Origin of the sequence: Phytopseudomonas argentinensis, from assembly GCF_900113905.1 — a bacterium.
GTDB lineage: Bacteria > Pseudomonadota > Gammaproteobacteria > Pseudomonadales > Pseudomonadaceae > Aquipseudomonas > Aquipseudomonas argentinensis.
In genome coordinates this window covers 115,131-135,207 of the sequence record NZ_FORC01000001.1, presented here as the reverse complement: position 1 = coordinate 135,207, position 20,077 = coordinate 115,131, and the positions used below count along the sequence as shown (strand labels likewise).

Annotated in this window: 23 protein-coding genes; 19 read left to right on the top strand and 4 right to left on the bottom strand. The window is 63.7% G+C overall.

Annotation, left to right across the window (positions count from 1 at the left end):
* Window positions 1–134: 134 nt before the first annotated feature.
* Window positions 135–713: a Maf family protein gene (locus BM154_RS00555; protein ID WP_074879608.1), complete on the bottom strand. Its 579-nt coding sequence runs from the start codon at window positions 711–713 to the stop codon at window positions 135–137.
* A gap of 111 nt (window positions 714–824) precedes the next feature.
* On the opposite strand from BM154_RS00555, the gene BM154_RS00550 reads away from it, so the two are divergent.
* The 13 genes from BM154_RS00550 (at window position 825) to BM154_RS00490 (ending at window position 11,022) form a co-directional block, all read left to right on the top strand.
* Window positions 825–1,352 carry a YceD family protein gene (locus BM154_RS00550; protein WP_074879605.1) on the top strand — a complete coding sequence of 176 codons (528 nt, stop codon included), beginning with the start codon at window positions 825–827 and terminating at the stop codon, window positions 1,350–1,352.
* A 12-nt stretch (window positions 1,353–1,364) separates the two neighbouring features.
* Window positions 1,365–1,547, top strand: a complete 183-nt coding sequence (rpmF, locus tag BM154_RS00545) for a 50S ribosomal protein L32 (RefSeq protein ID WP_025167420.1) — start codon at window positions 1,365–1,367, stop codon at window positions 1,545–1,547.
* A gap of 3 nt (window positions 1,548–1,550) precedes the next feature.
* Complete coding sequence (gene plsX, locus BM154_RS00540) at window positions 1,551–2,567, top strand: phosphate acyltransferase PlsX (protein WP_074879602.1); 1,017 nt, start codon at window positions 1,551–1,553, stop codon at window positions 2,565–2,567.
* A 99-nt stretch (window positions 2,568–2,666) separates the two neighbouring features.
* Window positions 2,667–3,617, top strand: a complete 951-nt coding sequence (fabD, locus tag BM154_RS00535) for an ACP S-malonyltransferase (RefSeq protein ID WP_074879599.1) — start codon at window positions 2,667–2,669, stop codon at window positions 3,615–3,617.
* A 15-nt stretch (window positions 3,618–3,632) separates the two neighbouring features.
* Window positions 3,633–4,376: a 3-oxoacyl-ACP reductase FabG gene (fabG, locus tag BM154_RS00530; RefSeq protein WP_042556697.1), complete on the top strand. Its 744-nt coding sequence runs from the start codon at window positions 3,633–3,635 to the stop codon at window positions 4,374–4,376.
* A 192-nt stretch (window positions 4,377–4,568) separates the two neighbouring features.
* On the top strand, window positions 4,569–4,805 hold the full coding sequence (gene acpP / locus BM154_RS00525) for an acyl carrier protein (RefSeq protein WP_003245177.1): 237 nt from the start codon (window positions 4,569–4,571) through the stop codon (window positions 4,803–4,805).
* A 208-nt stretch (window positions 4,806–5,013) separates the two neighbouring features.
* The gene (gene fabF / locus BM154_RS00520; RefSeq protein ID WP_074879594.1) at window positions 5,014–6,258 is read left to right on the top strand and encodes a beta-ketoacyl-ACP synthase II; all 1,245 of its coding nucleotides are present in this window, start codon (window positions 5,014–5,016) and stop codon (window positions 6,256–6,258) included.
* Entirely contained in the window at window positions 6,258–7,070 is an 813-nt protein-coding gene (pabC, locus tag BM154_RS00515; protein ID WP_074879591.1) for an aminodeoxychorismate lyase, read from the top strand. The genes fabF and pabC overlap by 1 nt, the downstream gene beginning before the upstream one ends.
* A gap of 3 nt (window positions 7,071–7,073) precedes the next feature.
* Entirely contained in the window at window positions 7,074–8,144 is a 1,071-nt protein-coding gene (mltG, locus tag BM154_RS00510) for an endolytic transglycosylase MltG (RefSeq protein ID WP_074879588.1), read from the top strand.
* A complete protein-coding gene (gene tmk, locus BM154_RS00505) occupies window positions 8,141–8,773 on the top strand; it encodes a dTMP kinase (protein ID WP_074879585.1) in 633 nt (210 codons plus the stop codon). The genes mltG and tmk overlap by 4 nt, the downstream gene beginning before the upstream one ends.
* Entirely contained in the window at window positions 8,766–9,752 is a 987-nt protein-coding gene (locus BM154_RS00500; RefSeq protein WP_074879581.1) for a DNA polymerase III subunit delta', read from the top strand. Before tmk ends, BM154_RS00500 begins: the two co-directional genes overlap by 8 nt.
* Window positions 9,753–9,785: 33 nt before the next feature.
* Entirely contained in the window at window positions 9,786–10,142 is a 357-nt protein-coding gene (locus BM154_RS00495; protein WP_013791815.1) for a PilZ domain-containing protein, read from the top strand.
* An 88-nt stretch (window positions 10,143–10,230) separates the two neighbouring features.
* Window positions 10,231–11,022, top strand: coding sequence for a TatD family hydrolase (locus tag BM154_RS00490; RefSeq protein ID WP_074879578.1), 792 nt, complete (start codon window positions 10,231–10,233; stop codon window positions 11,020–11,022).
* 269 nt (window positions 11,023–11,291) lie between these two features.
* Here the strand turns inward: BM154_RS00490 and BM154_RS00485 are convergent, their stop codons facing one another.
* Window positions 11,292–12,425, bottom strand: coding sequence for an aminotransferase class V-fold PLP-dependent enzyme (locus BM154_RS00485; RefSeq protein WP_074879575.1), 1,134 nt, complete (start codon window positions 12,423–12,425; stop codon window positions 11,292–11,294).
* Window positions 12,426–12,498: 73 nt separating this feature from the next.
* Between BM154_RS00485 and BM154_RS00480 the strand changes: the two genes are divergently transcribed.
* From BM154_RS00480 to BM154_RS00470, 3 genes are all read left to right on the top strand, one after another.
* Window positions 12,499–13,137: a TetR/AcrR family transcriptional regulator gene (locus tag BM154_RS00480; RefSeq protein WP_074879572.1), complete on the top strand. Its 639-nt coding sequence runs from the start codon at window positions 12,499–12,501 to the stop codon at window positions 13,135–13,137.
* A gap of 99 nt (window positions 13,138–13,236) precedes the next feature.
* Window positions 13,237–13,842, top strand: a complete 606-nt coding sequence (locus tag BM154_RS00475; protein WP_074879569.1) for a DUF4823 domain-containing protein — start codon at window positions 13,237–13,239, stop codon at window positions 13,840–13,842.
* A 13-nt stretch (window positions 13,843–13,855) separates the two neighbouring features.
* The gene (locus tag BM154_RS00470; RefSeq protein WP_074879565.1) at window positions 13,856–14,422 is read left to right on the top strand and encodes a DUF1285 domain-containing protein; all 567 of its coding nucleotides are present in this window, start codon (window positions 13,856–13,858) and stop codon (window positions 14,420–14,422) included.
* A gap of 38 nt (window positions 14,423–14,460) precedes the next feature.
* Here BM154_RS00470 and BM154_RS00465 read toward each other — a convergent pair whose 3' ends face one another.
* Window positions 14,461–16,125 (bottom strand): electron transfer flavoprotein-ubiquinone oxidoreductase, encoded by a 1,665-nt coding sequence (locus BM154_RS00465; RefSeq protein WP_074879563.1) that lies wholly within the window; start codon window positions 16,123–16,125, stop codon window positions 14,461–14,463.
* Between the two features lie 308 nt (window positions 16,126–16,433).
* Here BM154_RS00465 and BM154_RS00460 point away from each other — a divergent pair, with 308 nt between their 5' ends.
* Together BM154_RS00460 and BM154_RS00455 are read left to right on the top strand one after the other, a co-directional pair.
* Entirely contained in the window at window positions 16,434–17,183 is a 750-nt protein-coding gene (locus BM154_RS00460; RefSeq protein ID WP_074879561.1) for an electron transfer flavoprotein subunit beta/FixA family protein, read from the top strand.
* Window positions 17,183–18,112, top strand: a complete 930-nt coding sequence (locus BM154_RS00455; RefSeq protein ID WP_074879558.1) for an electron transfer flavoprotein subunit alpha/FixB family protein — start codon at window positions 17,183–17,185, stop codon at window positions 18,110–18,112. Before BM154_RS00460 ends, BM154_RS00455 begins: the two co-directional genes overlap by 1 nt.
* Before the next feature lie 45 nt (window positions 18,113–18,157).
* Here BM154_RS00455 and BM154_RS00450 read toward each other — a convergent pair whose 3' ends face one another.
* The gene (locus tag BM154_RS00450; protein WP_074879555.1) at window positions 18,158–19,141 is read right to left on the bottom strand and encodes an alpha/beta fold hydrolase; all 984 of its coding nucleotides are present in this window, start codon (window positions 19,139–19,141) and stop codon (window positions 18,158–18,160) included.
* Window positions 19,142–19,238: 97 nt separating this feature from the next.
* On the opposite strand from BM154_RS00450, the gene BM154_RS00445 reads away from it, so the two are divergent.
* Complete coding sequence (locus tag BM154_RS00445) at window positions 19,239–20,069, top strand: substrate-binding periplasmic protein (RefSeq protein WP_074879552.1); 831 nt, start codon at window positions 19,239–19,241, stop codon at window positions 20,067–20,069.
* The last annotated feature ends 8 nt before the right edge of the window (window positions 20,070–20,077 follow it).

Below are 20,077 nucleotides of genomic sequence, written 5' to 3'. Positions count from 1 at the left end.
TACTGAACTATCACATGTGGCAGGGCGCCATGCGCCCGATTGGCGGGCATGGCCAGCTCCCACAAATATATGATAGAGGGTTTGTAGCTTGTAGGTCGTAGGATGGGTGCAACCCATCAATCATCTCCCTGGGCTCAAGGCACCTTCACCCCAACGCCATCGAGCATCTCCACCAGGCGAATCAGCGGCAGGCCGATCAGGCTGTTGACGTCACTGCCTTCGGTGCGGCGGAACAGGCTGATGCCAAGGCCCTCGGCCTTGAAGCTGCCGGCGCAGTCATAGGGCTCTTCTGCCTGTAGGTAGCGGGTGATCTGCTCGGCATCGAGCGCGCGAAAATGCACGGTATAAGGAACGCAGTCGACCTGGCAGTCGCCGCTTCTGCTGTCGAGCAATGCCAGGCCGGTGAGAAAGGTCACGCTTTTGCCGCTGGCGGCGCTGAGTTGGGCATGGGCGCGTTCGAAATCGTGGGGTTTGCCGAGCACCTGCCCGTCGAGCACGGCGACCTGGTCCGAGCCGATGATCAGGTGCGCGTCGAACCGGCCGGCCAGTGCCTGCGCCTTTTCCCGGGCCAGGCGGCGTACCAGTTGTTCGGCGGACTCGCCGTCTCGGCGCGATTCGTCGATACTTGGCGCGGCCCATTCGAAGGGCCGGCGCAGACGGCTTAGCAGCTCGCGGCGGTAGGGGGAACTGGAAGCGAGAACCAGGGGCAGCATGGGCATTGACCTCGTGCGGAACGAGCCGCCGATTCTAGTCGTCGACAAAGGGCCTGGACAGGCGGAATTTCCTTTGACAGCGCCCGGTTGCATCCATAGAATGCGGCGCCTATGTCAAATGGCCCGATTCCACCTCACGTTGATCCACGCAAACTCGCTGACCGCGGCGCCACCCTTCAAGGTGAATTGCCGTTAGCTGATTTGTCGAGGCTCTGCGACCCTCTCGCCGATAATGGCGGCAACGTGCGCGCGAAGCTGAGCTTCGAGCGTGACGAGCGCCATGCTGTGGTCATCCACAGCCAGCTTGAGGTCGAAGTCAAGATGGTTTGCCAGCGGTGTCTGGATCAGGTCACCTTACCGATCCGCAGCGAATGTGATTACGCTGTGGTGAGGGAAGGCGCGAATACCCAGTCCGTGCCGCAAGGCTATGACGTACTGGAAATGGGTGAAGATCCTCTGGATCTGTTGGCCTTGATCGAGGATGAGCTGTTGCTCGCCTTGCCCATCGTGCCAATGCATGACCCGAAAGATTGCCAGCAGCCGGCGGGCCTTGATGAGCCCGAATCGAGCGAGGACGAGGTGACGCGGTCCAACCCGTTCAGTGTATTGGCACAGTTAAAGCGTGACCCAAACGTTTAGGAGTTAACTAGTATGGCTGTTCAGCAGAACAAAAAATCCCGTTCCGCCCGTGACATGCGTCGTTCGCATGACGCGCTCGAGGGTAACGCTCTGTCCGTTGAGAAGAGCACCGGTGAAGTTCACCTGCGCCACCACGTATCGCCGGAAGGCGTTTACCGTGGTCGCAAAGTGATCGACAAGGGCGCTGACGAGTAAATCTTGTCCGCTCCGATCATCGCGATTGATGCAATGGGTGGGGACTTCGGTCCCCACTGCATTGTTCCAGCCAGCGTCGCCTGTCTGGCCGAATTCCCCTCGCTGCACCTGGTCCTCGTCGGCCAAGCCCCTCTGATTGAAGAATTGCTCGCTGGTATCCCCGGTGTCGATCGCTCGCGCCTGCGCGTCGAGCATGCTGCGGAAATTGTCGAGATGGGCGAGCGCCCCGGTCAGGCCCTGCGTGGCAAGCCGGATTCATCCATGCGCGTGGCGCTCGAAGCGGTACGCGACGGGCGCGCTCACGCCTGTGTAAGCGCGGGCAATACCGGTGCGCTGATGGCGCTGTCGCGGCATGTGTTGAAAACCCTGCCGGGTATCGACCGGCCTGCGATGATCGCCGCTATTCCCAGTCGCAAGGGCGTATGCCTGCTGCTGGACCTGGGCGCCAATGTCGATTGCACGGCCGAGCAGCTGTGCCAGTTCGCGATCATGGGAGCGGTGGCGGCCGAGGTGCAGGGCATCAAGGCGCCGCGCGTCGGTTTGCTGAACGTGGGCAGTGAAGAGACCAAGGGCAACCAGCAGGTCAAGCAGGCCGCCGGATTGCTCGAGGGCGTCGAAGGCCTCAACTATGTCGGTTTCGTCGAGGGCGATGGGCTGTATGGCGGCGAGGCCGACGTGCTGGTGTGCGACGGTTTTGTCGGCAATGCGCTGCTCAAGGCCAGCGAGGGGTTGGTGACCATGATAGTGGCGCGGCTCGAGGCGCTGTTTCGCGGCTCTTTGCTGGGGCGCGTCGCCGGGCTGCTGGCCTTGCCGCTGCTGCGTCGCCTGCGCGGCGAGCTGGCGCCGGCGCGGCACAATGGGGCGAGTTTTCTCGGCCTGCAGGGCATCGTGGTGAAGAGTCACGGCAGCGCCGGGCCGGATGGTATAAGGAGCGCCATTGCCCGGGCGATGACCGATGTGCAGGAAAATTTACCGACGCGACTGGGTGGTCGAATCGAGCACTTGATCCGTAATATGTGACCGCTCGGGATGGGCCGCCATCCAAGGTGTCAGATTTCCAGCGCTTGCCACTGGCGAGCGTAAATTTTTCGACGAGAAGATCACTAAGGGAACCGTTACATGTCTGCATCCCTCGCATTCGTCTTTCCCGGTCAGGGCTCGCAAGCCCTGGCCATGTTGGCCGGACACGGCGCCGAACAGGCGCTGATCCTCGATACCTTCGGCGAAGCTTCGAGCGCCCTGGGTTATGACCTGTGGGCATTGACCCAGCAGGGCCCGGAAGAGCAGCTCAACCAGACCGACAAGACCCAGCCCGCCATTCTGGCTGCCTCCATCGCCCTCTGGCGTCTATGGCTGGCCGAAGGTGGTGCGCGTCCGGCGTTCGTTGCCGGGCACAGCCTGGGTGAATACAGCGCGCTGGTCGCCGCCGGTGCCGTCGGTTTTGCCGAGGCGGTCAAGCTGGTCGAGCTGCGTGGTCAGCTGATGCAGCAGGCCGTACCGGCCGGGCAGGGCGGCATGGCGGCGATCATCGGCCTGGAAGATGCCGAGGTGCAGGCTGCCTGCGCCGAAGCGGCCCAGGGCGATGTGGTCAGTGCGGTGAACTACAACGCACCGGGGCAGGTGGTCATCGCCGGCTCCGCGGCTGCCGTGGCTCGCGCCGTGGAAGCCTGCAAGGCCCGTGGCGCCAAGCGCGCACTGTCGTTGCCGGTCAGCGTACCGTCGCACTGCGAACTGATGCGCCCGGCGGCCGAGCGCTTTGCCGAGGCGGTCAACGCCATCGCCTGGCAGGCGCCGCAGATCCCCCTGGTGCAAAACGTCAGCGCTGCCGTGGTGGCGGATCTGGATACCCTCAAGCGCGACCTGCTGGCTCAGCTGTACAGCCCGGTGCGTTGGGTCGAGTCCATCGTTCGCCTCGGCGAGCAGGGCGTCACCGATCTGGTCGAATGCGGCCCGGGCAAGGTGCTCTCGGGCCTCAACAAGCGGTGTGTCAAGGGCATCAACACCCACAACCTCGACACCCCAGAAAGCTTTGCCGCTGCGCGCGCCGCACTGGCCGACGTACAGTCCTGAACAAGGGAGAATGCTATGAGTCTGCAAGGTAAGGTTGCACTGGTCACCGGTGCCAGCCGTGGTATTGGCCAGGCCATCGCCCTGGAACTGGGCCGTCAGGGCGCCGTGGTGATCGGTACCGCCACCTCCGAGGCGGGCGCCGAGCGCATTGCCGCGACCCTCAAGGAAAACGGCATCGAAGGCACCGGCCTGATGCTCAACGTGAGCAACGACGAGTCGGTCGCGGCTACCCTGGAAAAGATCCAGAAGGATTTCGGCCAGGTGCTGGTGCTGGTCAACAATGCCGGTATCACCCGCGACAACCTGATGCTGCGCATGAAGGACGACGAGTGGTACGACGTGATCGATACCAACCTCAACAGCCTCTATCGCCTGTCCAAGGCCGTGCTGCGTGGCATGACCAAGGCGCGTTTCGGGCGTATCATCAACATCGGTTCGGTAGTGGGTGCCATGGGCAACGCCGGGCAGGTGAACTATGCAGCCGCCAAGGCCGGTCTGGAAGGTTTTGGCCGTGCGCTGGCCCGTGAAGTGGGCTCGCGCTCGATCACGGTAAATGCTGTGGCACCGGGCTTCATCGATACCGACATGACCCGTGAATTGCCCGAAGCGCAGCGTGAAGCGCTGCTGACACAGATTCCGCTGGGCCGTTTGGGGCAGGCGCAGGAAATCGCCAACGTGGTTTCTTTCCTTGCTTCCGATGGTGCAGCTTACGTCACAGGGGCTACTATCCCTGTGAACGGCGGGATGTACATGAGCTGAATTCGAGGGGCGCCGTCGGCGAACGTCTTCGATTCGATGCAAACGTGGTGATAAAGCTGTAAGTTTGCCAATCGAATCGTTGACGTATTTCCGTGGGCGCCGCTGGCTTTCAGCTTGAAAAGCTGAAAACCCTTTCTATACACTTGCCGGCACAACCAGCTGGCTGGATTTGTCCAATAGGAGTGATAACACGTGAGCACCATCGAAGAACGCGTCAAGAAAATCGTTGCCGAGCAACTGGGCGTGAAGGAAGAAGAAGTAACCAACAGCGCTTCCTTCGTTGAAGACCTGGGTGCCGACTCGCTTGACACCGTTGAGCTGGTGATGGCTCTCGAAGAAGAATTCGAGACCGAGATCCCGGACGAACAAGCCGAGAAGATCACCACTGTTCAGGAAGCCATCGACTACGTTACTGCTCACGCTCAGTAAGCAGTTCGTCGCTTCCCGAATCGGAAAAGCCGCACGTCTGCAAAGGCGTGCGGCTTTTCTTTGACGGCTCGCCTAAAAGCTAGAAAGCGCCTAGGGCGTTCCTGCTCGGGTACCACTACTCCGAGCCAATCGCCGGATGATCAACTTCCTGGGCAATGGTTGCCAGGAACATCATGGCGTCGAGAAACCTGATTAAGAGGAGATTGCTGTGTCGCGTAGACGCGTCGTGGTTACCGGTATGGGCATGTTGTCGCCGCTGGGTAACGATGTGCCGAGCAGCTGGCAGGGCATTCTGGCCGGCCGCAGCGGTATCGGCCTGATCGAGCACATGGATCTTTCCGCTTTCTCGACCCGCATTGGCGGTTCGGTAAAGAATTTCGATGTCGAGCCCTATCTGGCGCCCAAAGAGGCGCGCAAGCTCGACCTGTTCATCCAGTACGGCCTGGCCGCCTGCTTCCAGGCTGCCCGCGACTCCGGGCTGGAAGTCACGGACGCCAACCGTGAGCGTATCGGTGTGGCCATGGGCTCCGGCATCGGCGGCCTGACCAACATCGAGAACAACTGCAAGTCGCTGCATGAGCAGGGGCCGCGGCGTATCTCGCCGTTCTTCGTGCCGGGTTCGATCATCAACATGATCTCCGGCTTCCTGTCGATCCACCTGGGTCTGCAGGGCCCCAACTACGCGATTTCCACGGCCTGCACCACCGGTACCCACTGCATCGGCATGGCCGCGCGCAACATCGCCTATGGCGAGGCGGACGTGATGATCGCCGGTGGTGCCGAGATGGCCGCCTGTGGCCTGGGTCTCGGTGGCTTCGGGGCAGCGCGGGCAATGTCCACCCGCAACGACGAGCCAACCAAGGCCAGTCGCCCTTGGGACAAGGAGCGCGATGGCTTCGTGCTGTCCGACGGCGCGGGCGCCCTGGTGCTCGAAGAGCTCGAGCATGCCAAGGCCCGCGGTGCAACCATCTATGCCGAGCTGATCGGCTTCGGCATGAGCGGCGATGCCTTCCACATGACCTCGCCCCCCGAAGATGGCGCCGGTGCGGCGCGCTGCATGGCCAACGCCCTGCGCGATGCCGGCATCGAGCCGTCCGCAGTGCAGTACATCAACGCCCACGGCACCTCCACCTCGGCCGGTGACAAGGCGGAGGTGGCGGCGATCAAGACGGTGTTCGGCGAGCACGCGCACAAGCTGGCGGTCAGCTCGACCAAGTCCATGACCGGGCACCTGCTGGGCGCTGCCGGTGCGGTGGAGGCGATCTTCAGCGTGCTGGCACTGCGTGACCAGATCGCGCCGCCGACCATCAACCTGGACCAGCCGGACGAAGGCTGCGACCTGGACTTCGTGCCCCACGAAGCACGCAAGATGCCGATGGACGTAGTGCTGTCCAACTCCTTCGGCTTCGGTGGCACCAACGGCTCCCTGGTATTCCGCCGGTACGCTGACTGATGCTCACCTGGGTCGACGGTCAGCCAGCGGCCTCGCTGCCGCTGGTAGACCGCGGCCTGGCCTACGGTGACGGCCTGTTCGAGACCATGGCGGTGCGCAGCGGCAGCCCGGTGTTGCTGGAGCGGCATCTGGCTCGGGCCACTGCCGGTTGCGAACGCTTGCATATCAGGCTGGATGCCGATCGGCTACGCAACGAAGTCACCGCCTTTTGCGCCGAGCTGGGTCAGGGCGTCGCCAAGCTGATCGTGACCCGCGGTGATGGTCAGCGTGGCTACGCACCCTCTGCCGGAGCGCCGCGGCATATCCTGCAGTCCGCCGCCATGCCGGCGTATCCCGCCCAGCACGGGGAGCAGGGCGTTTGCCTGTACCCCTGTGCGACGCGTCTGGCCGAGCAGCCGTTGCTCGCCGGCCTCAAGCACCTCAATCGCCTCGAACAGGTACTGGCGCGCGCCGAATGGCAAGATGCCGAATATGCCGAAGGATTGATGCGCGATGTGTCGGGCCGGGTGATCGAAGGGGTATTCAGCAACCTGTTTCTGGTCGCAGGCGGCAGGCTGGTCACGGCCGACCTGCAGCGTTGCGGGGTGGCCGGGGTGATGCGAGCTGAGCTGCTGGCCCAGGCGCAGGCGCTGGGTATCGAGTGCCAGGTCCGCGATATCGAACTGGACGAACTGCTGGGCGCCGATGAAGTCTTCTTGTGCAACAGCCTGTATGGGGTGTGGCCGGTGCGTCGGCTGCAGGCGCGTCACTGGCCGGTAGGCCCGCTCACCCGTAAACTGCAGGCCCTTGCCCGTCATCTACTGGACCGCTGATTCGTGATTCGCAAATTACTGTTGATGCTCGAAGTCGTCGTGGTGCTCGCCGGCCTCACCCTGGGGCTGGTGGCCTGGCAGCAGCATCGTGCGCTCGAGCAGCCGCTGACGCTCAGCGAGGAACGGCTGATCGAAGTGCCCGCCGGCGCCACGCCTGGCGGCGTGCTCAATCGCCTGGAGGCCGACGGGGTGATCGACGGCGCCTTCTGGCTGCGCCTGTACTGGCGTTTCAACCTGCAGGGCCAGCCGCTGCACAGCGGCGAGTACCGGCTGACTCCCGACCTGCGAGCGCGCGACCTGCTCGACCTGTGGCGTCGCGGTGAAGTGGTGCAGTACAGCCTGACGCTGGTCGAAGGCTGGACCTTCCGCCAGGTGCGTGCCGCGCTGGCACGCCAGGACAAGCTCGACCTGACCCTGAGCGAACTCAGCGATGCCGAGATCATGGCCAAACTCGGCCAGCCCGGCGAGAATCCCGAAGGACGCTTCTTCCCCGATACCTATCGCTACGTGCGCGGCATGAGTGACCTGGACCTGCTCAAGCAGGCCCACAAGCGGCTGCAGGTGGTGCTCGAGGAAGAGTGGCAGAAGCGCGCCGAGGGCCTGCCCTACAAGGACGCCTACGAGGCGCTGATCATGGCCTCGATGATCGAGAAGGAAACCGGGGTGCCCGAGGAGCGCGGCGAGATCGCCGGGGTGTTCGTGCGTCGCCTGGCCACCGGTATGCGTCTGCAGACCGACCCCACGGTGATCTTCGGCCTCGGTGAGCGTTACCAGGGGCGCATCACCCGTGCCCACCTGCGTGAACCGACGCCTTACAACACCTACACCATCGACGGCATGCCGCCGACCCCCATCGCCCTGGTCGGCCGTGAAGCGATCCATGCGGCCCTGCACCCGGTCGAGGGCAAGACCCTGTACTTCGTGGCCCGCGGCGACGGCAGCCATGTGTTTTCGGAGACCCTCGAGCAACACAACCGCGCCGTGCGCGAGTACCAGTTGAAGCGCCGCGCGGACTACCGATCCAGCCCGGCGCCCATTCCCCAGACCAGCGATAGCGATAAGGACACCCCGTGAGCGGCTTGTTTATCACCCTGGAAGGCCCCGAGGGCGCCGGCAAAAGCACCAATCGCGAGTACCTGGCGGCGCGTTTGCGTGAACGGGGGATCGACGTGCTGCTGACCCGTGAACCCGGCGGCACGCCGCTGGCCGAGCGGGTCCGCGAACTGCTGCTGGCCCCCAGTGATGAGGCCATGGCCAGCGATACCGAACTGCTGCTGGTGTTCGCCGCCCGTGCCCAGCATCTGGCCCAGGTCATAGTGCCAGCGCTCGCGCGTGGCGCGGTGGTGCTCTGTGATCGCTTTACCGATGCCACCTACGCCTACCAGGGCGGTGGCCGGGGTCTGGATGTCGCGCGCATCGCCCAGCTGGAGGACTTCGTGCAGGGTTCGCTGCGCCCGGACCTGACTCTGGTGTTCGACCTGCCGGTGGAGGTGGGCCTGGCGCGCGCGGCTGCCCGAGGCCGCCTGGATCGTTTCGAGCAGGAGGGGCGTGCCTTCTTCGAGGCGGTACGCAGCACCTACCTGCAGCGTGCCAAGGCCGAGCCGGCCCGCTACCGCATTCTCGATGCGGCGCAGTCCCTTGAGGCGGTGCAGCGTGACCTCGATGCACTGCTGCCGCAATTGCTGGAGCTGCAGCGTGGCTGACGTCTACCCCTGGCAGGCGGCGCTCTGGCAGCAACTGGCCGGGCGCACCCAGCATGCCCACGCCTATCTGCTGCATGGCCCGGCCGGTATTGGCAAACGGGCGCTGGCCGAGCGCCTGATGGCCTTGCTGCTGTGCAAGTCGCCGGTGGCTCTGCAGCCGTGCGGGGAGTGCAAGTCGTGCCATCTGCTGGCGGCTGGCAGCCACCCGGACAACTACCTGCTCGAGCCGGAAGAGGCGGGCAAGCCCATCAAGGTCGACCAGGTGCGCGCCTTGGTCAACTTCGTGGTGCAGACCGCGCAACTGGGCGGGCGCAAGGTGATTCTGCTCGAACCCACCGAGGCGATGAACCTCAATGCTGCCAACGCGCTGCTGAAAAGCCTGGAAGAGCCCTCGGGCGATACCGTGTTGCTGCTGATCAGCCACCAGCCAAGTCGTCTGTTGCCGACCATCAAGAGCCGTTGCGTGCAGCAGGCGTGCCCCTTGCCCAGCGAGGCGATGAGCCTGCAATGGCTCGGCGAGACCCTGCCCGCTTGCAGCGAGCAGGAAATCCGCGAGCTGTTGTACCTGGCGGCGGGCTCGCCACTGGCCGCTGCCAGGTTGCAGGAGCAGGGCGTACGCGAGCAGCGCGCCCTGGTGGTCGACGGAGTGAAGAAACTGCACAAACAGCAGGTATCGGCCAGCCAGTTGGCCGAGGGTTGGAAGGACGTACCGCTGCCGCTGCTGTTCGACTGGTTCTGTGACTGGGCGCAGCTGATCCTGCGTTATCAGCTGACCCAGGACGAGAGGGGGCTAGGCCCCACGGACATGGCCAAGGTGGTGCAGTACCTGGCGCAGAAGGCGGCGCAAGAGAAGGTGCTGGCTATTCAGGACTGGTTGCTGCAGCAGCGCCAGAAAGTGTTGGGCAATGCCAACCTCAACCGTGTGCTGCTTCTCGAAGCCTTGTTGGTGCAGTGGGCAAGCCTGCCTGGACCGGGCTAGAATCGACCCTCGTCACGACATCAGGAATCACGCATGAACTTGCCACCTAATCTGGGACCCCGTAACGGCATCCTGTCCCTGACCATCAAGGACAAGTCCGTGCTGTATGCCGCCTACATGCCCTTCATCAAGAATGGCGGCCTGTTCATTCCCACCAACAAGAGCTACAAGCTCGGTGATGAAGTGTTCATGCTGCTCAACCTGATGGACGAGCCGGAGAAGATTCCGGTTGCCGGCAAGGTGGTATGGATCACCCCCAAGGGCGCCCAGGGCAACCGCGCCGCTGGCGTAGGTGTGCAGTTCAACGAAGGCGATAACACCGCCCGCAACAAGATCGAGACCTACCTGGCTGGCGCCCTCAAGTCCGATCGCCCCACCCATACGATGTAACAGCGGCGCCCTCGCCGGCATGGCTGGCAGGCCCCTTGGCCTGCCAGGTCACCTGCCGCATCCCGCCTGCCGCTCAAGGTTGTGATTTATGCTCATCGATTCCCACTGCCACCTCGACCGTCTCGACCTGGCCGCCCATGGCGGTTCCCTGGACGCCGCGCTGGCTGCCGCCCGTGCCCGCGGCGTCGGCCACTTCCTGTGCATCGGCGTGAGCGCCGACAATGCCGCTGCCGTGCGTGAGCTGGCGGGGCGCTACGCCGATGTCGACTGCTCGGTCGGCATTCACCCGCTGGATCTCGAGCCCGGCAGCGCCCCGGCCCTGGACTGGCTGCTCGCCGAGCTGGATCACCCCGGTGTGGTGGCCATTGGCGAGACGGGCCTGGATTACCACTACGAGCCGGAGGCGGCCGCGCTGCAGCAGGAGGCCTTTCGCCTGCACCTGCAGGCCGCGCAGATCACCGGCAAGCCGGTGATCGTGCATACCCGTGAAGCCCGTGCCGATACCCTGAGGCTGCTGCGCGAAGCGGCGCTGCCCCAGGGCGGCGTGCTGCACTGTTTCACCGAAGACTGGGAGATGGCCAGGGCGGCGCTGGATATCGGCTTCTACATCTCGCTGTCCGGCATCGTCACCTTCCGCAGCGCCGAGGCGCTGCGCGAGGTCGCCCGCCAGGTGCCCGCCGACCGCCTGCTGGTGGAGACCGATTCGCCGTACCTGGCGCCGGTGCCGCACCGTGGCAAGCCGAACCTGCCGGAGTACGTGCGTGACGTCGCCGAGTACCTGGCATCGTTGCGTGGCGTCAGCTTTGATACCCTAGCGCAGCAAACCGGCGACAACTTCCGGCGGTTGTTCCCGCTGGCGCGCGTCGCCACTGGCGCCTGAGGCAGCCAGGAAAACCGCGAGCGGTTCTGCCGTCGCTTGCGCCGTTGCAAAAGGCTGGCCGCCAAGTGATAGACAAAAAAAACCCGGCTTCGGGACGGAATCCGGGTCAAGACCATTAGGAGTCGAACGAAGTGCGCGGTCCTCGGCACTTCGGCCGCTGCGACACTTGGGGGATATGTCGCACCGGTACGCTTGAGTATTGGTCATCCGCGGCCATCGTCCATGGCGTCTTTAAACGGATTTGGAATACTCCTGCCGACTCTGAGTGCCTATTCGTCGAGGATCGCCCGCACGCGCTGCAGGGTGTGCTCGATTACCCGTGCCTCGGTATAGAAATGCGGTGACAGGCGAATGCCGCCACCACGCTGGGCGCAGATGATCTGTTCGGCCTTGAGGCGTTCGTGCAGTTGGCGATTGTCCCAGGCGTCTGCCGTGAAGGTGACGATGCCGGCGCGCCTGTCCGGCGCCTGGGCGCTGAGCAGGCGCACGCCCGTCATCTGGTTCAGGCCATCGAGCAGCCATTGCACCCGCTCGTGCAGGGCGCGCTCGACCTCTGGCATGCCCACTTCCTCGAGCAGCGACAGGCTGGCCTCCAGTGCCATGGCGCCGAGCATATTGGGGCTGCCGCATTCGAAGCGCCGCGCGCTGCGGGCCGGCGCCCAGTCGTCGCGGTCATAGTCGCCGGCATGCTCGAGCATGTGCCAGCCATATTCGTGCAGGGCCAGCCGTTCACGCAGATCCTGGCGGCAATAGAACACGCCCAGGCCTTCCGGGCCGAGCATCCATTTGTGGCCGTCGGCCATGGCGAAGGCGCAGCGGCTGCGCTGCACGTCCATGGCCAGGGCGCCCAGTTGCTGGATGGCGTCGATACACAGCAGCACACCTCGTTGCTCGCAGCCGGCGCCCAGACGCTCGAGGTCGAGGCGCAGGCCACTGGCGTACTGCACGGCGCTGATGGCCATCAAGCGGGTGCGCGGGGTGCAGGCAGCGAGCAGGGCGCCTTCGGCATCGTCGCCCTGCAGGTCGACCTGCACCACTTCCACGCCGCGTGGCCGCAACGCTTCCCAGACGATGCGGTTGGAAGGGAATTCTTCGCTGCTGATGATCACCTGATCGCCTTCACGCCAGTCCAGGCCAAAGGCCACGAAGGACAACGCCTCGGAGGTGTTCTTGACCAGCGCGATATCGGCGCGCGAGGCGGCGTTGAGTAACCGCGCCAGCCGCTCGCGCAGGGTGCGCTCGGTGACCAGCCACTGCGCATAGTCACGGGCGCCGGTAGCGATATTCTCCCGGGCGAAGCGCTCCACGGCCCGTGCGGCGCGCGCCGGCCAGGGGGCGACCGCGGCGTGATTGAGGTAGTAGAGATCGGCCGGCTGGGGAAACTCGTCAATGATGGCATTCATGTCGCGTGATCCGTGCAATTTGGCGTTAGTTGGGCATAATAGCGGACTTGAATTCCGACCTTGTCATTTCCCTATGCAGAAAGAACCCCGCAAGATCCGTGAGTTTCGCCGCCGCGAGCAGGAGATTCTCGATATCGCTCTGAAACTCTTCCTCGAGCAGGGTGAGGACAGCGTGACCGTGGAGATGATCGCCGACGCCGTGGGCATCGGCAAAGGCACCATCTACAAGCATTTCAAATCCAAGGCGGAAATCTACCTGCGCTTGATGCTCGACTACGAGCGCGACCTGAACGAGCTGTTGCATTCGTCCGATATCGATCGTGACAAGGAAGCCTTGTCGCGGGCCTATTTCGAATTCCGCATGCGCGATCCGCAACGCTACCGCCTGTTCGATCGCCTGGAAGAGAAGGTGGTCAAGGGCAACCAGGTGCCGGAGCTGGTCGAGCAGTTGCACAGCATCCGCGCCTCGAATTTCGAGCGGCTGACCCAGCTGATCAAGGGCCGTATCGCCGAGGGCAAGCTCGAAGACGTGCCGCCATACTTCCACTACTGCGCCGCCTGGGCGCTGGTGCATGGCGCCGTGGCGCTCTATCACTCGCCGTTCTGGAGCAATGTGCTCGAGGATCAGGAAGGCTTCTTCCAGTTCCTGATGGACATCGGCGTGCGCATGGGCAACAAGCGCAAGCGCGACAGCGAAACGCCTCCTACCTGAGTGCGCGCGGCCTGCTCGGGCCGCCCATGACTCCTGGCGCGAAATCTGCTTAGAGCAGTCATTCGCCGGTTTTCCGTCACCGGTGTCGGGAGATTTCATATGCGTAACCTGTTCGCCCTGGCCTTCGTGCTGAGCCTGGCTGGCTGCATGAACGTCAGCGACATGGCCGATGGCGCCACCTATCACTTGCGCGATGCGGGCGTGCTGGACTACAGCAAGGTCCGCCGCTCGGCATCCTGGCGCCTGCAGGCCGACTCGTTCATCTATATCGCCCAGGGGCCTTTCACCCCGACCGGCAAGCATGCCTACCCGCGGCCCAACGTGGTCGCCGAGGAAGCCTTTAGCGGCTTCGTCGAGTACTTTCCCATGGTGAGAAGGGCGAAGGCGCCGGTCGGCCTCGATGAGGCTTTGGCCGAGGCGCGGGCCGCTGGCGCCCACTATCTGCTCTATACCCGCTTCGCCTATGCCGATGATCGCATCGGTACCCTGGAGGAATGGGAAGATCAGGAGGAGTTCGAGCGCCTGGGCACCGACCGTAGCGTGCTGCAACTGATGCTGATCGAAACCAACACCCGGTTTCTGGTGGACACCGCGCGCATTCGCAGCCGCGGCGGGTTTCTGACCTTCTACGACGCCAGGCCCGAGGATCTGATCCGGGCGCCGCTCGAGGATTATGCGCGTACACTCCTGGGTTTCAGCCGATAACTCGGGAGAGGCGATGAGCAAGGGCGACAAGGCCGGCGATCTGCTGGCGCAGATCCCGCCGGCAGGCAGCAAGGGCATGCCGCCGGTGCATCTGTGGAATCCTGATTTCTGCGGCGACATCGACATGCGTATCGCCCGTGACGGTTCATGGTTCTACATGGGCACGCCAATCGGGCGGCCGGCGATGGTGCGGTTGTTCTCGACCATCATCCGCCGCGATGGCGATGACTACTTCCTGGTCACTCCGGTGGAAAAGGTCGGCATCACGGTCGATGACGCCCCCTTCGTGGCGGTGACCATGCAGGTGAGCGGGCAGGGCGAAACCCAGCTGCTGAAGTTCGTCACCAACGTTGGCGATGAGGTCGAGGCCGGTGCCGAGCACCCGCTGCGGGTCGAGCTGGATGCGCAGACCCAAGAGCCTTCACCCTACGTGCATATCCGCGCTAATCTGGAAGCGCTGATTCACCGCAACCTGTTCTATCAGTTGGTGGAACTGGCGCAGCAGCGTGAAATCGATGGCCGGCCCTGGCTGGGTGTGTGGAGCGGCGGGGTGTTCTTTCCCATTGGGCCGCTGGAGTAGCGGCCAAGAAAAAGGCTCCCGAGGGAGCCTTTTTGATTTTACATATTGGGGTAGTTGGGGCCGCCGGTACCTTCCGGCGCCACCCAGGTAATGTTCTGGGCTGGATCCTTGATGTCGCAGGTCTTGCAGTGCACGCAGTTCTGCGCGTTGATCTGGAAGCGCTTGCTGCCATCGTCGTTGGCCACCACCTCGTACACGCCGGCCGGGCAGTAACGCTGCGCTGGTTCGTCGTACAGCGGCAGGTTCTTGTCGATCGGAATGCTCGGGTCGGTGAGCTTCAGGTGGCAAGGCTGCTCTTCTTCATGGTTGGTGTTGGAGAGGAACACCGAGCTGAGCTTGTCGAAGCTGAGCTTGCCATCCGGTTTCGGGTAGGCAATTTTCTTGCAGTCGGCGGCCAGCTTGAGGCAGGCGTAGTCCGGCTTGTTGTCGTGCAGGGTAAAGGGCAGCTTGCCGCCGAACAGGTTCTGGTCGACCCAGTTGATGCCGCCGCCGATCACCGCGCCGTACTTGTGGATCGCCGCACCGAAGTTGCGGCTGCGGAACAGTTCGTCGTACAGCCAGCTGGCCTTGAAACCGTCGACATAGCTGCGCAGCTCGTCGCCGCCTTCACGGCCGGCGGCCAAGGCTTCGGCGATGGCTTCGGCGGCCAGCATGCCGGACTTCATGGCCGTGTGGCTGCCCTTGATCTTGGCGAAGTTCAGGGTGCCCAGGTCGCAGCCGATCAGGGCGCCGCCCGGGAAGACCATCTTCGGCAGCGAGTTGAGGCCACCCTTGGCGATGGCGCGGGCTCCGTAGGAGACGCGTTTGCCGCCTTCGAGGTATTGCTTGAGTACCGGGTGGTGCTTGAGGCGCTGGAACTCGTCGAACGGTGACAGGTGCGGGTTGGCGTAGGACAGGTCGACGATCAGGCCGACCACCACCTGGTTGTTCTCCAGGTGATAGAGGAACGAGCCGCCGGTGTTCTCGGTGCCCATGATGTCCATCGGCCAGCCAGCGGTATGCACCACCAGGCCAGGCTGATGCTTGCTGGGGTCGATGTCCCAGATTTCCTTGATGCCGATGCCGTAATGCTGGGCGTCGGCCTCGCTGTCGAGGTTGTACTTGTTGATCAGCTGCTTGCCGATATGGCCGCGGCAACCCTCGGCGAACAGCGTGTACTTGGCGCGCAGTTCCATGCCCGGGGTGAAGTAGCCTTCCTTGGGGTTGCCTTCACGGTCGACACCCAGGTCGCCGGTGACAATGCCGCGTACCACGCCGTTCTCATCGATCAGCGCCTGCTGAGCGGCGAAGCCTGGGTAGATCTCCACACCAAGGCCTTCGGCCTGCTGGGCCAGCCAGCGGCACAGGTTGCCCAGGGAAATGATATAGTTGCCTTCGTTGTGCATGGTCTTGGGCACGAAGAAACCCGGAACCTTGATGGAGCTGTCGGCATCCTTGAGTACATAGATGTCGTCGCCCTTGACCGGCGTATTGAGCGGGGCGCCCAGCTCTTTCCAGTCCGGGAATAGCTCATCCAGCGCACGGGGTTCGAACACCGCGCCGGAAAGAATGTGGGCACCCACTTCGGAGCCTTTCTCGACCACGCAGACGCTGATTTCCTGGCCTGTTTCGGCGGCTTTCTGCTTCAAGCGGCAAGCGGCGGACAGGCCGGCAGGGCCGGCGCCGACGATGACGACGTCGAACTCCATAAATTCGCGTTCCACGGGCTATCTCCTCATCAAGGCTCTCTAATTTTCATGGCGGGCCGGCATCCTTCCCGAGGCACGCTCGCGCAGTATATAGCGAGCCCGGATCAGGGCCAATACAAACGTTTGTTTGAATTTTCTGTAGGCCTGCTAGAATCCGGCTACAACACGAATGGCTCGCAGCCAGTTGTATTGACCGAGCTAGGTCGTACGGTCAAGATACGGGCGGTTTTGCGCTCGTCGTCTGGGCTGAAGGTCGCTTGTCTGCATCACCGCATGCTCGCTTCTGGCGACATTCCTATTCACCGGAGAGTAACGAGGAATCCATGAAGGTTCTTGTAGCTGTCAAACGAGTGGTCGATTACAACGTCAAGGTTCGCGTCAAGCCGGACAACAGCGGCGTCGATCTTGCCAACGTCAAGATGTCGATGAACCCTTTCTGTGAAATCGCCGTTGAAGAAGCCGTACGTCTGAAAGAGAAGGGCGTCGCCAGCGAGATCGTGGTCGTTTCCATCGGCCCGGCCCAGGCGCAGGAGCAACTGCGCACCGCCCTGGCGCTGGGTGCCGATCGTGCCGTGCTGGTCGAGTCGGCTGACGAGCTGAATTCCCTGGCCGTCGCCAAGCTGCTCAAGGCCGTGGTCGACAAGGAGCAGCCGCAGCTGGTCATTCTCGGCAAGCAGGCCATCGACAGCGACAACAACCAGACCGGCCAGATGCTCGCTGCCCTGACCGGCTATGCCCAGGGCACCTTCGCCTCCAAGGTGGAAGTCAGCGGTGACAAGGCCAACGTGACCCGTGAGATCGACGGCGGTCTGCAAACCGTTGCCCTGAATCTGCCGGCCATCGTCACCACCGACCTGCGCCTGAACGAGCCGCGCTACGCCTCGCTGCCGAACATCATGAAGGCCAAGAAGAAGCCGCTGGAAACCCTGACGCCTGACGCGCTGGGCGTTTCCACTGCATCCACCGTCAAGACCATCAAGGTCGAGGCGCCTGCGGCACGTGGTGCCGGTATCAAGGTCAAGTCGGTCGCCGAACTGGTCGAGAAACTGAAAACCGAAGCGAAGGTGATCTAATGACTATCCTGGTTATCGCTGAAAACACCAATTCCGCGCTGGCACCTGCCACCCTGAACACCGTTGGCGCTGCCCAGAAGATCGGTGGTGACATCCATGTGCTGGTTGCCGGCCAGGGCGTTGGCGCCGTTGCCGAAGTCGCTGCCAAGATCGCTGGCGTGGCCAAGGTGCTGGTCGCCGACAACGCTGCCTTCGCTCATCAGCTGCCGGAAAACGTCGCGCCGCTGGTGGCCGAGCTGGGCAAGAGCTACAGCCACGTACTGGCTGCCGCTACCAGCAACGGCAAGAACATCCTGCCGCGCGTCGCCGCGCAGCTGGACGTCGACCAGATCTCCGAGATCGTTTCCGTGGAAAGCCCGGACACCTTCAAGCGGCCGATCTATGCCGGCAACGCCATCGCCACCGTGCAGTCGTCGGCTGCGGTGAAAGTGATCACCGTGCGTGCCACCGGCTTTGACGCCGTGGCGGCCGAAGGCGGCTCCGCTGCCATCGAGAACGTTTCGGCAGGCGGCGACGCCGGCAAGTCGGCGTTCGTCGGTGAAGAGCTTGCCAAGTCCGATCGTCCGGAACTGACCGCTGCCAAGATCGTCGTGTCCGGCGGCCGCGGCATGCAGAATGGTGACAACTTCAAGCACCTGTACACCCTGGCCGACAAGCTCGGCGCTGCGGTGGGTGCTTCCCGCGCCGCGGTCGACGCCGGCTTCGTGCCCAACGACATGCAGGTCGGCCAGACCGGCAAGATCGTCGCGCCGCAGCTGTATATCGCCGTCGGCATCTCCGGCGCGATCCAGCATCTGGCGGGCATGAAGGACTCCAAGGTGATCGTCGCGATCAACAAGGACGAGGAGGCGCCGATCTTCCAGGTGGCCGACTACGGGCTGGTGGCCGACCTGTTCGAAGCCGTACCGGAGCTGGAAAAGCTGGTCTGATCCGCTTTCCCCGCAACGAAAAACCCGCTCATCGAGCGGGTTTTTTTATTGGCTGTCAGAGCCTTGCTGGGCCTGCGACGGTTGGCGCTGCTGGGCCGCCTGGAGGCTCGCCTGGTCGATGAACTTGAGGTAGTCGGCGGCGCTCTCTTCCGGGCGCTCGAGTATGGGCGCGTGGCCGCAGCCCTTGATGATCACTACGCTGGGCTTCTTGAGCAGTGGCTGCATGGTTTCGATACTGGACACGTCGAGGATGCGATCCTGGTCGCCCCAGAGCAGCAGGGTGGGGGCCTGGATTCTCGGCAGCTCCGGCTCCAGTGGCAGATAACGGTCGCGCAAGTGCTCGAATACCTCTCGCTGGTGTGCGCTGTCCGCCACGGCGCGCTGCGCCAGGTATTGATGAAGCCGCTCCGGTAGCTGCGGCGGGGCCACGAACAGCCAGTCGAGCAACTGATCGAATTGCGGCGCGCTTTCCACCAGCAACGGGTTGTCGCCCTGTTCCTCGAGGCGCTGGAAAAACGCGCTGCGCCGCGGCGCAGTAACTCCGGCATTGGCGATCAGCGCCAGGCTGGTGACCTTTGCCGGATAGCGGGCTGCGTAGAGCGCGGCGATATGCCCACCCATGGAGTGGCCGGCCAGGTGCAGGCGGCGTATACCCAGAGCATCGACGAACGCGGCCAGCCGCTCGGCCTGGGTGCCGACGTCGTAACTACCGTGCGGGCGGTCGCTGGCGCCGAACCCTGGCAGGTCGACGGCAATGACGTGGTAGCGCTCGGTCAGGTTCCGGGCAAACCATAGCCAGGTGCTCTTGTCGGCGCCGAAACCATGCACCAGCACGATGGTCTCGGCGCCTTGGGGCCCGCCTTCGTAGTAGCTGATCTGCAGGTCGTTGACGCTGACCTGGCGTTCGTGCAGCCCGGCCCGCCATTGCTCGAGGCGGTGGTAGGCCGCCAGTTGTGCGGCCGGTGACAGGTACAGCAGCGTTGCGGCTGCCGCAGCCAGGAGGAGTGCGGCGAGAATCAATTTCTTCATGCGGCGTCTTATCGCTGATTATCCAGGGCGTATGAGCTAGCATGTCATGAAACCCCGGCCGGTGGATGGCTGGCCGTATTGAATCGAGAGTGTGTCCATGGTTGAGCGAGGTCTGGTCTGGTATGCGCTGTGCTTGTCCGCGACCATGCTGCTGGGTAGTGGCGCACAGGCCGCGGGCAAGTGCGAGCGGCTGGTTGCCACGGGCAATCCCGAGTACCCGCCCTATCTTTGGCGCGACCCGCAGAACCCGGAAAAGCTGATCGGCGCTACGGTCGATCTGCTCAAGGCGGTTGCCGAGGACCTGGGCGTCGGCATCGAGGTAATCTATGCCGGGCCCTGGTCGCGTGCCCAGGAAGAGGTGCGTACCGGCCGCGTCGACATGCTCGCCGGGGCCTTTGTGACGGTGCCGCGCCTGGAAACCATGGATTTCGTGCACCCGGCCTTTCTGTCCACGCCAAGCGTGGTATGGGTGCGCAAGGGCCGCGAGTTCCCCTATGCCAGCTGGGCTGACCTGCAGGGGCGTACCGGCGACACGTTGGTCAACAACAGCTTCGGCCAGGCCTTCGACGCCTATGCGCGCGACAACCTGACCCTGGAGGGCGTGTCCAGCCTTACCCAGGCGTTTCAGAAGCTGTTGCTCGAGCGCACCGACTACGTGCTCTACGAGCGCTATCCCGGCCAGGCCCTGGCCTCGACCCTGGGGCTGCAGGATGACCTGCAGGTGCTCGATCCGCCAGTGTCCAGCGAGGGGCTGCACCTGGCGCTGTCGCACAACTCGGCCTGCAATGACCCCTGGCTGCGCGGACAATTGGCCAAAAAAATGACAGAATTCACCGCCGCCGGCATGCCGCAAACCCTTCTGCAGCGCAACTTGCAGCGCTGGAAGGAGCAGCAGCCTGCCGCGACCGCCAGTGTTCCGAATCAGTAGGATGTCCT

Bases quoted from the DNA above. Each gene is read 5' to 3' on its own strand.
- BM154_RS00555 (WP_074879608.1), bottom strand. From the start codon at position 713: ATGCTGCCCCTGGTTCTCGCTTCCAGTTCCCCCTACCGCCGCGAGCTG.
- BM154_RS00550 (WP_074879605.1), top strand. From the start codon at position 825: ATGTCAAATGGCCCGATTCCACCTCACGTTGATCCACGCAAACTCGCT.
- rpmF (WP_025167420.1), top strand. From the start codon at position 1,365: ATGGCTGTTCAGCAGAACAAAAAATCCCGTTCCGCCCGTGACATGCGT.
- fabD (WP_074879599.1), top strand. From the start codon at position 2,667: ATGTCTGCATCCCTCGCATTCGTCTTTCCCGGTCAGGGCTCGCAAGCC.
- fabG (WP_042556697.1), top strand. From the start codon at position 3,633: ATGAGTCTGCAAGGTAAGGTTGCACTGGTCACCGGTGCCAGCCGTGGT.
- pabC (WP_074879591.1), top strand. From the start codon at position 6,258: ATGCTCACCTGGGTCGACGGTCAGCCAGCGGCCTCGCTGCCGCTGGTA.
- BM154_RS00495 (WP_013791815.1), top strand. From the start codon at position 9,786: ATGAACTTGCCACCTAATCTGGGACCCCGTAACGGCATCCTGTCCCTG.
- BM154_RS00490 (WP_074879578.1), top strand. From the start codon at position 10,231: ATGCTCATCGATTCCCACTGCCACCTCGACCGTCTCGACCTGGCCGCC.
- BM154_RS00485 (WP_074879575.1), bottom strand. From the start codon at position 12,425: ATGAATGCCATCATTGACGAGTTTCCCCAGCCGGCCGATCTCTACTAC.
- BM154_RS00480 (WP_074879572.1), top strand. From the start codon at position 12,499: ATGCAGAAAGAACCCCGCAAGATCCGTGAGTTTCGCCGCCGCGAGCAG.
- BM154_RS00475 (WP_074879569.1), top strand. From the start codon at position 13,237: ATGCGTAACCTGTTCGCCCTGGCCTTCGTGCTGAGCCTGGCTGGCTGC.
- BM154_RS00470 (WP_074879565.1), top strand. From the start codon at position 13,856: ATGAGCAAGGGCGACAAGGCCGGCGATCTGCTGGCGCAGATCCCGCCG.
- BM154_RS00460 (WP_074879561.1), top strand. From the start codon at position 16,434: ATGAAGGTTCTTGTAGCTGTCAAACGAGTGGTCGATTACAACGTCAAG.
- BM154_RS00455 (WP_074879558.1), top strand. From the start codon at position 17,183: ATGACTATCCTGGTTATCGCTGAAAACACCAATTCCGCGCTGGCACCT.
- BM154_RS00450 (WP_074879555.1), bottom strand. From the start codon at position 19,141: ATGAAGAAATTGATTCTCGCCGCACTCCTCCTGGCTGCGGCAGCCGCA.
- BM154_RS00445 (WP_074879552.1), top strand. From the start codon at position 19,239: ATGGTTGAGCGAGGTCTGGTCTGGTATGCGCTGTGCTTGTCCGCGACC.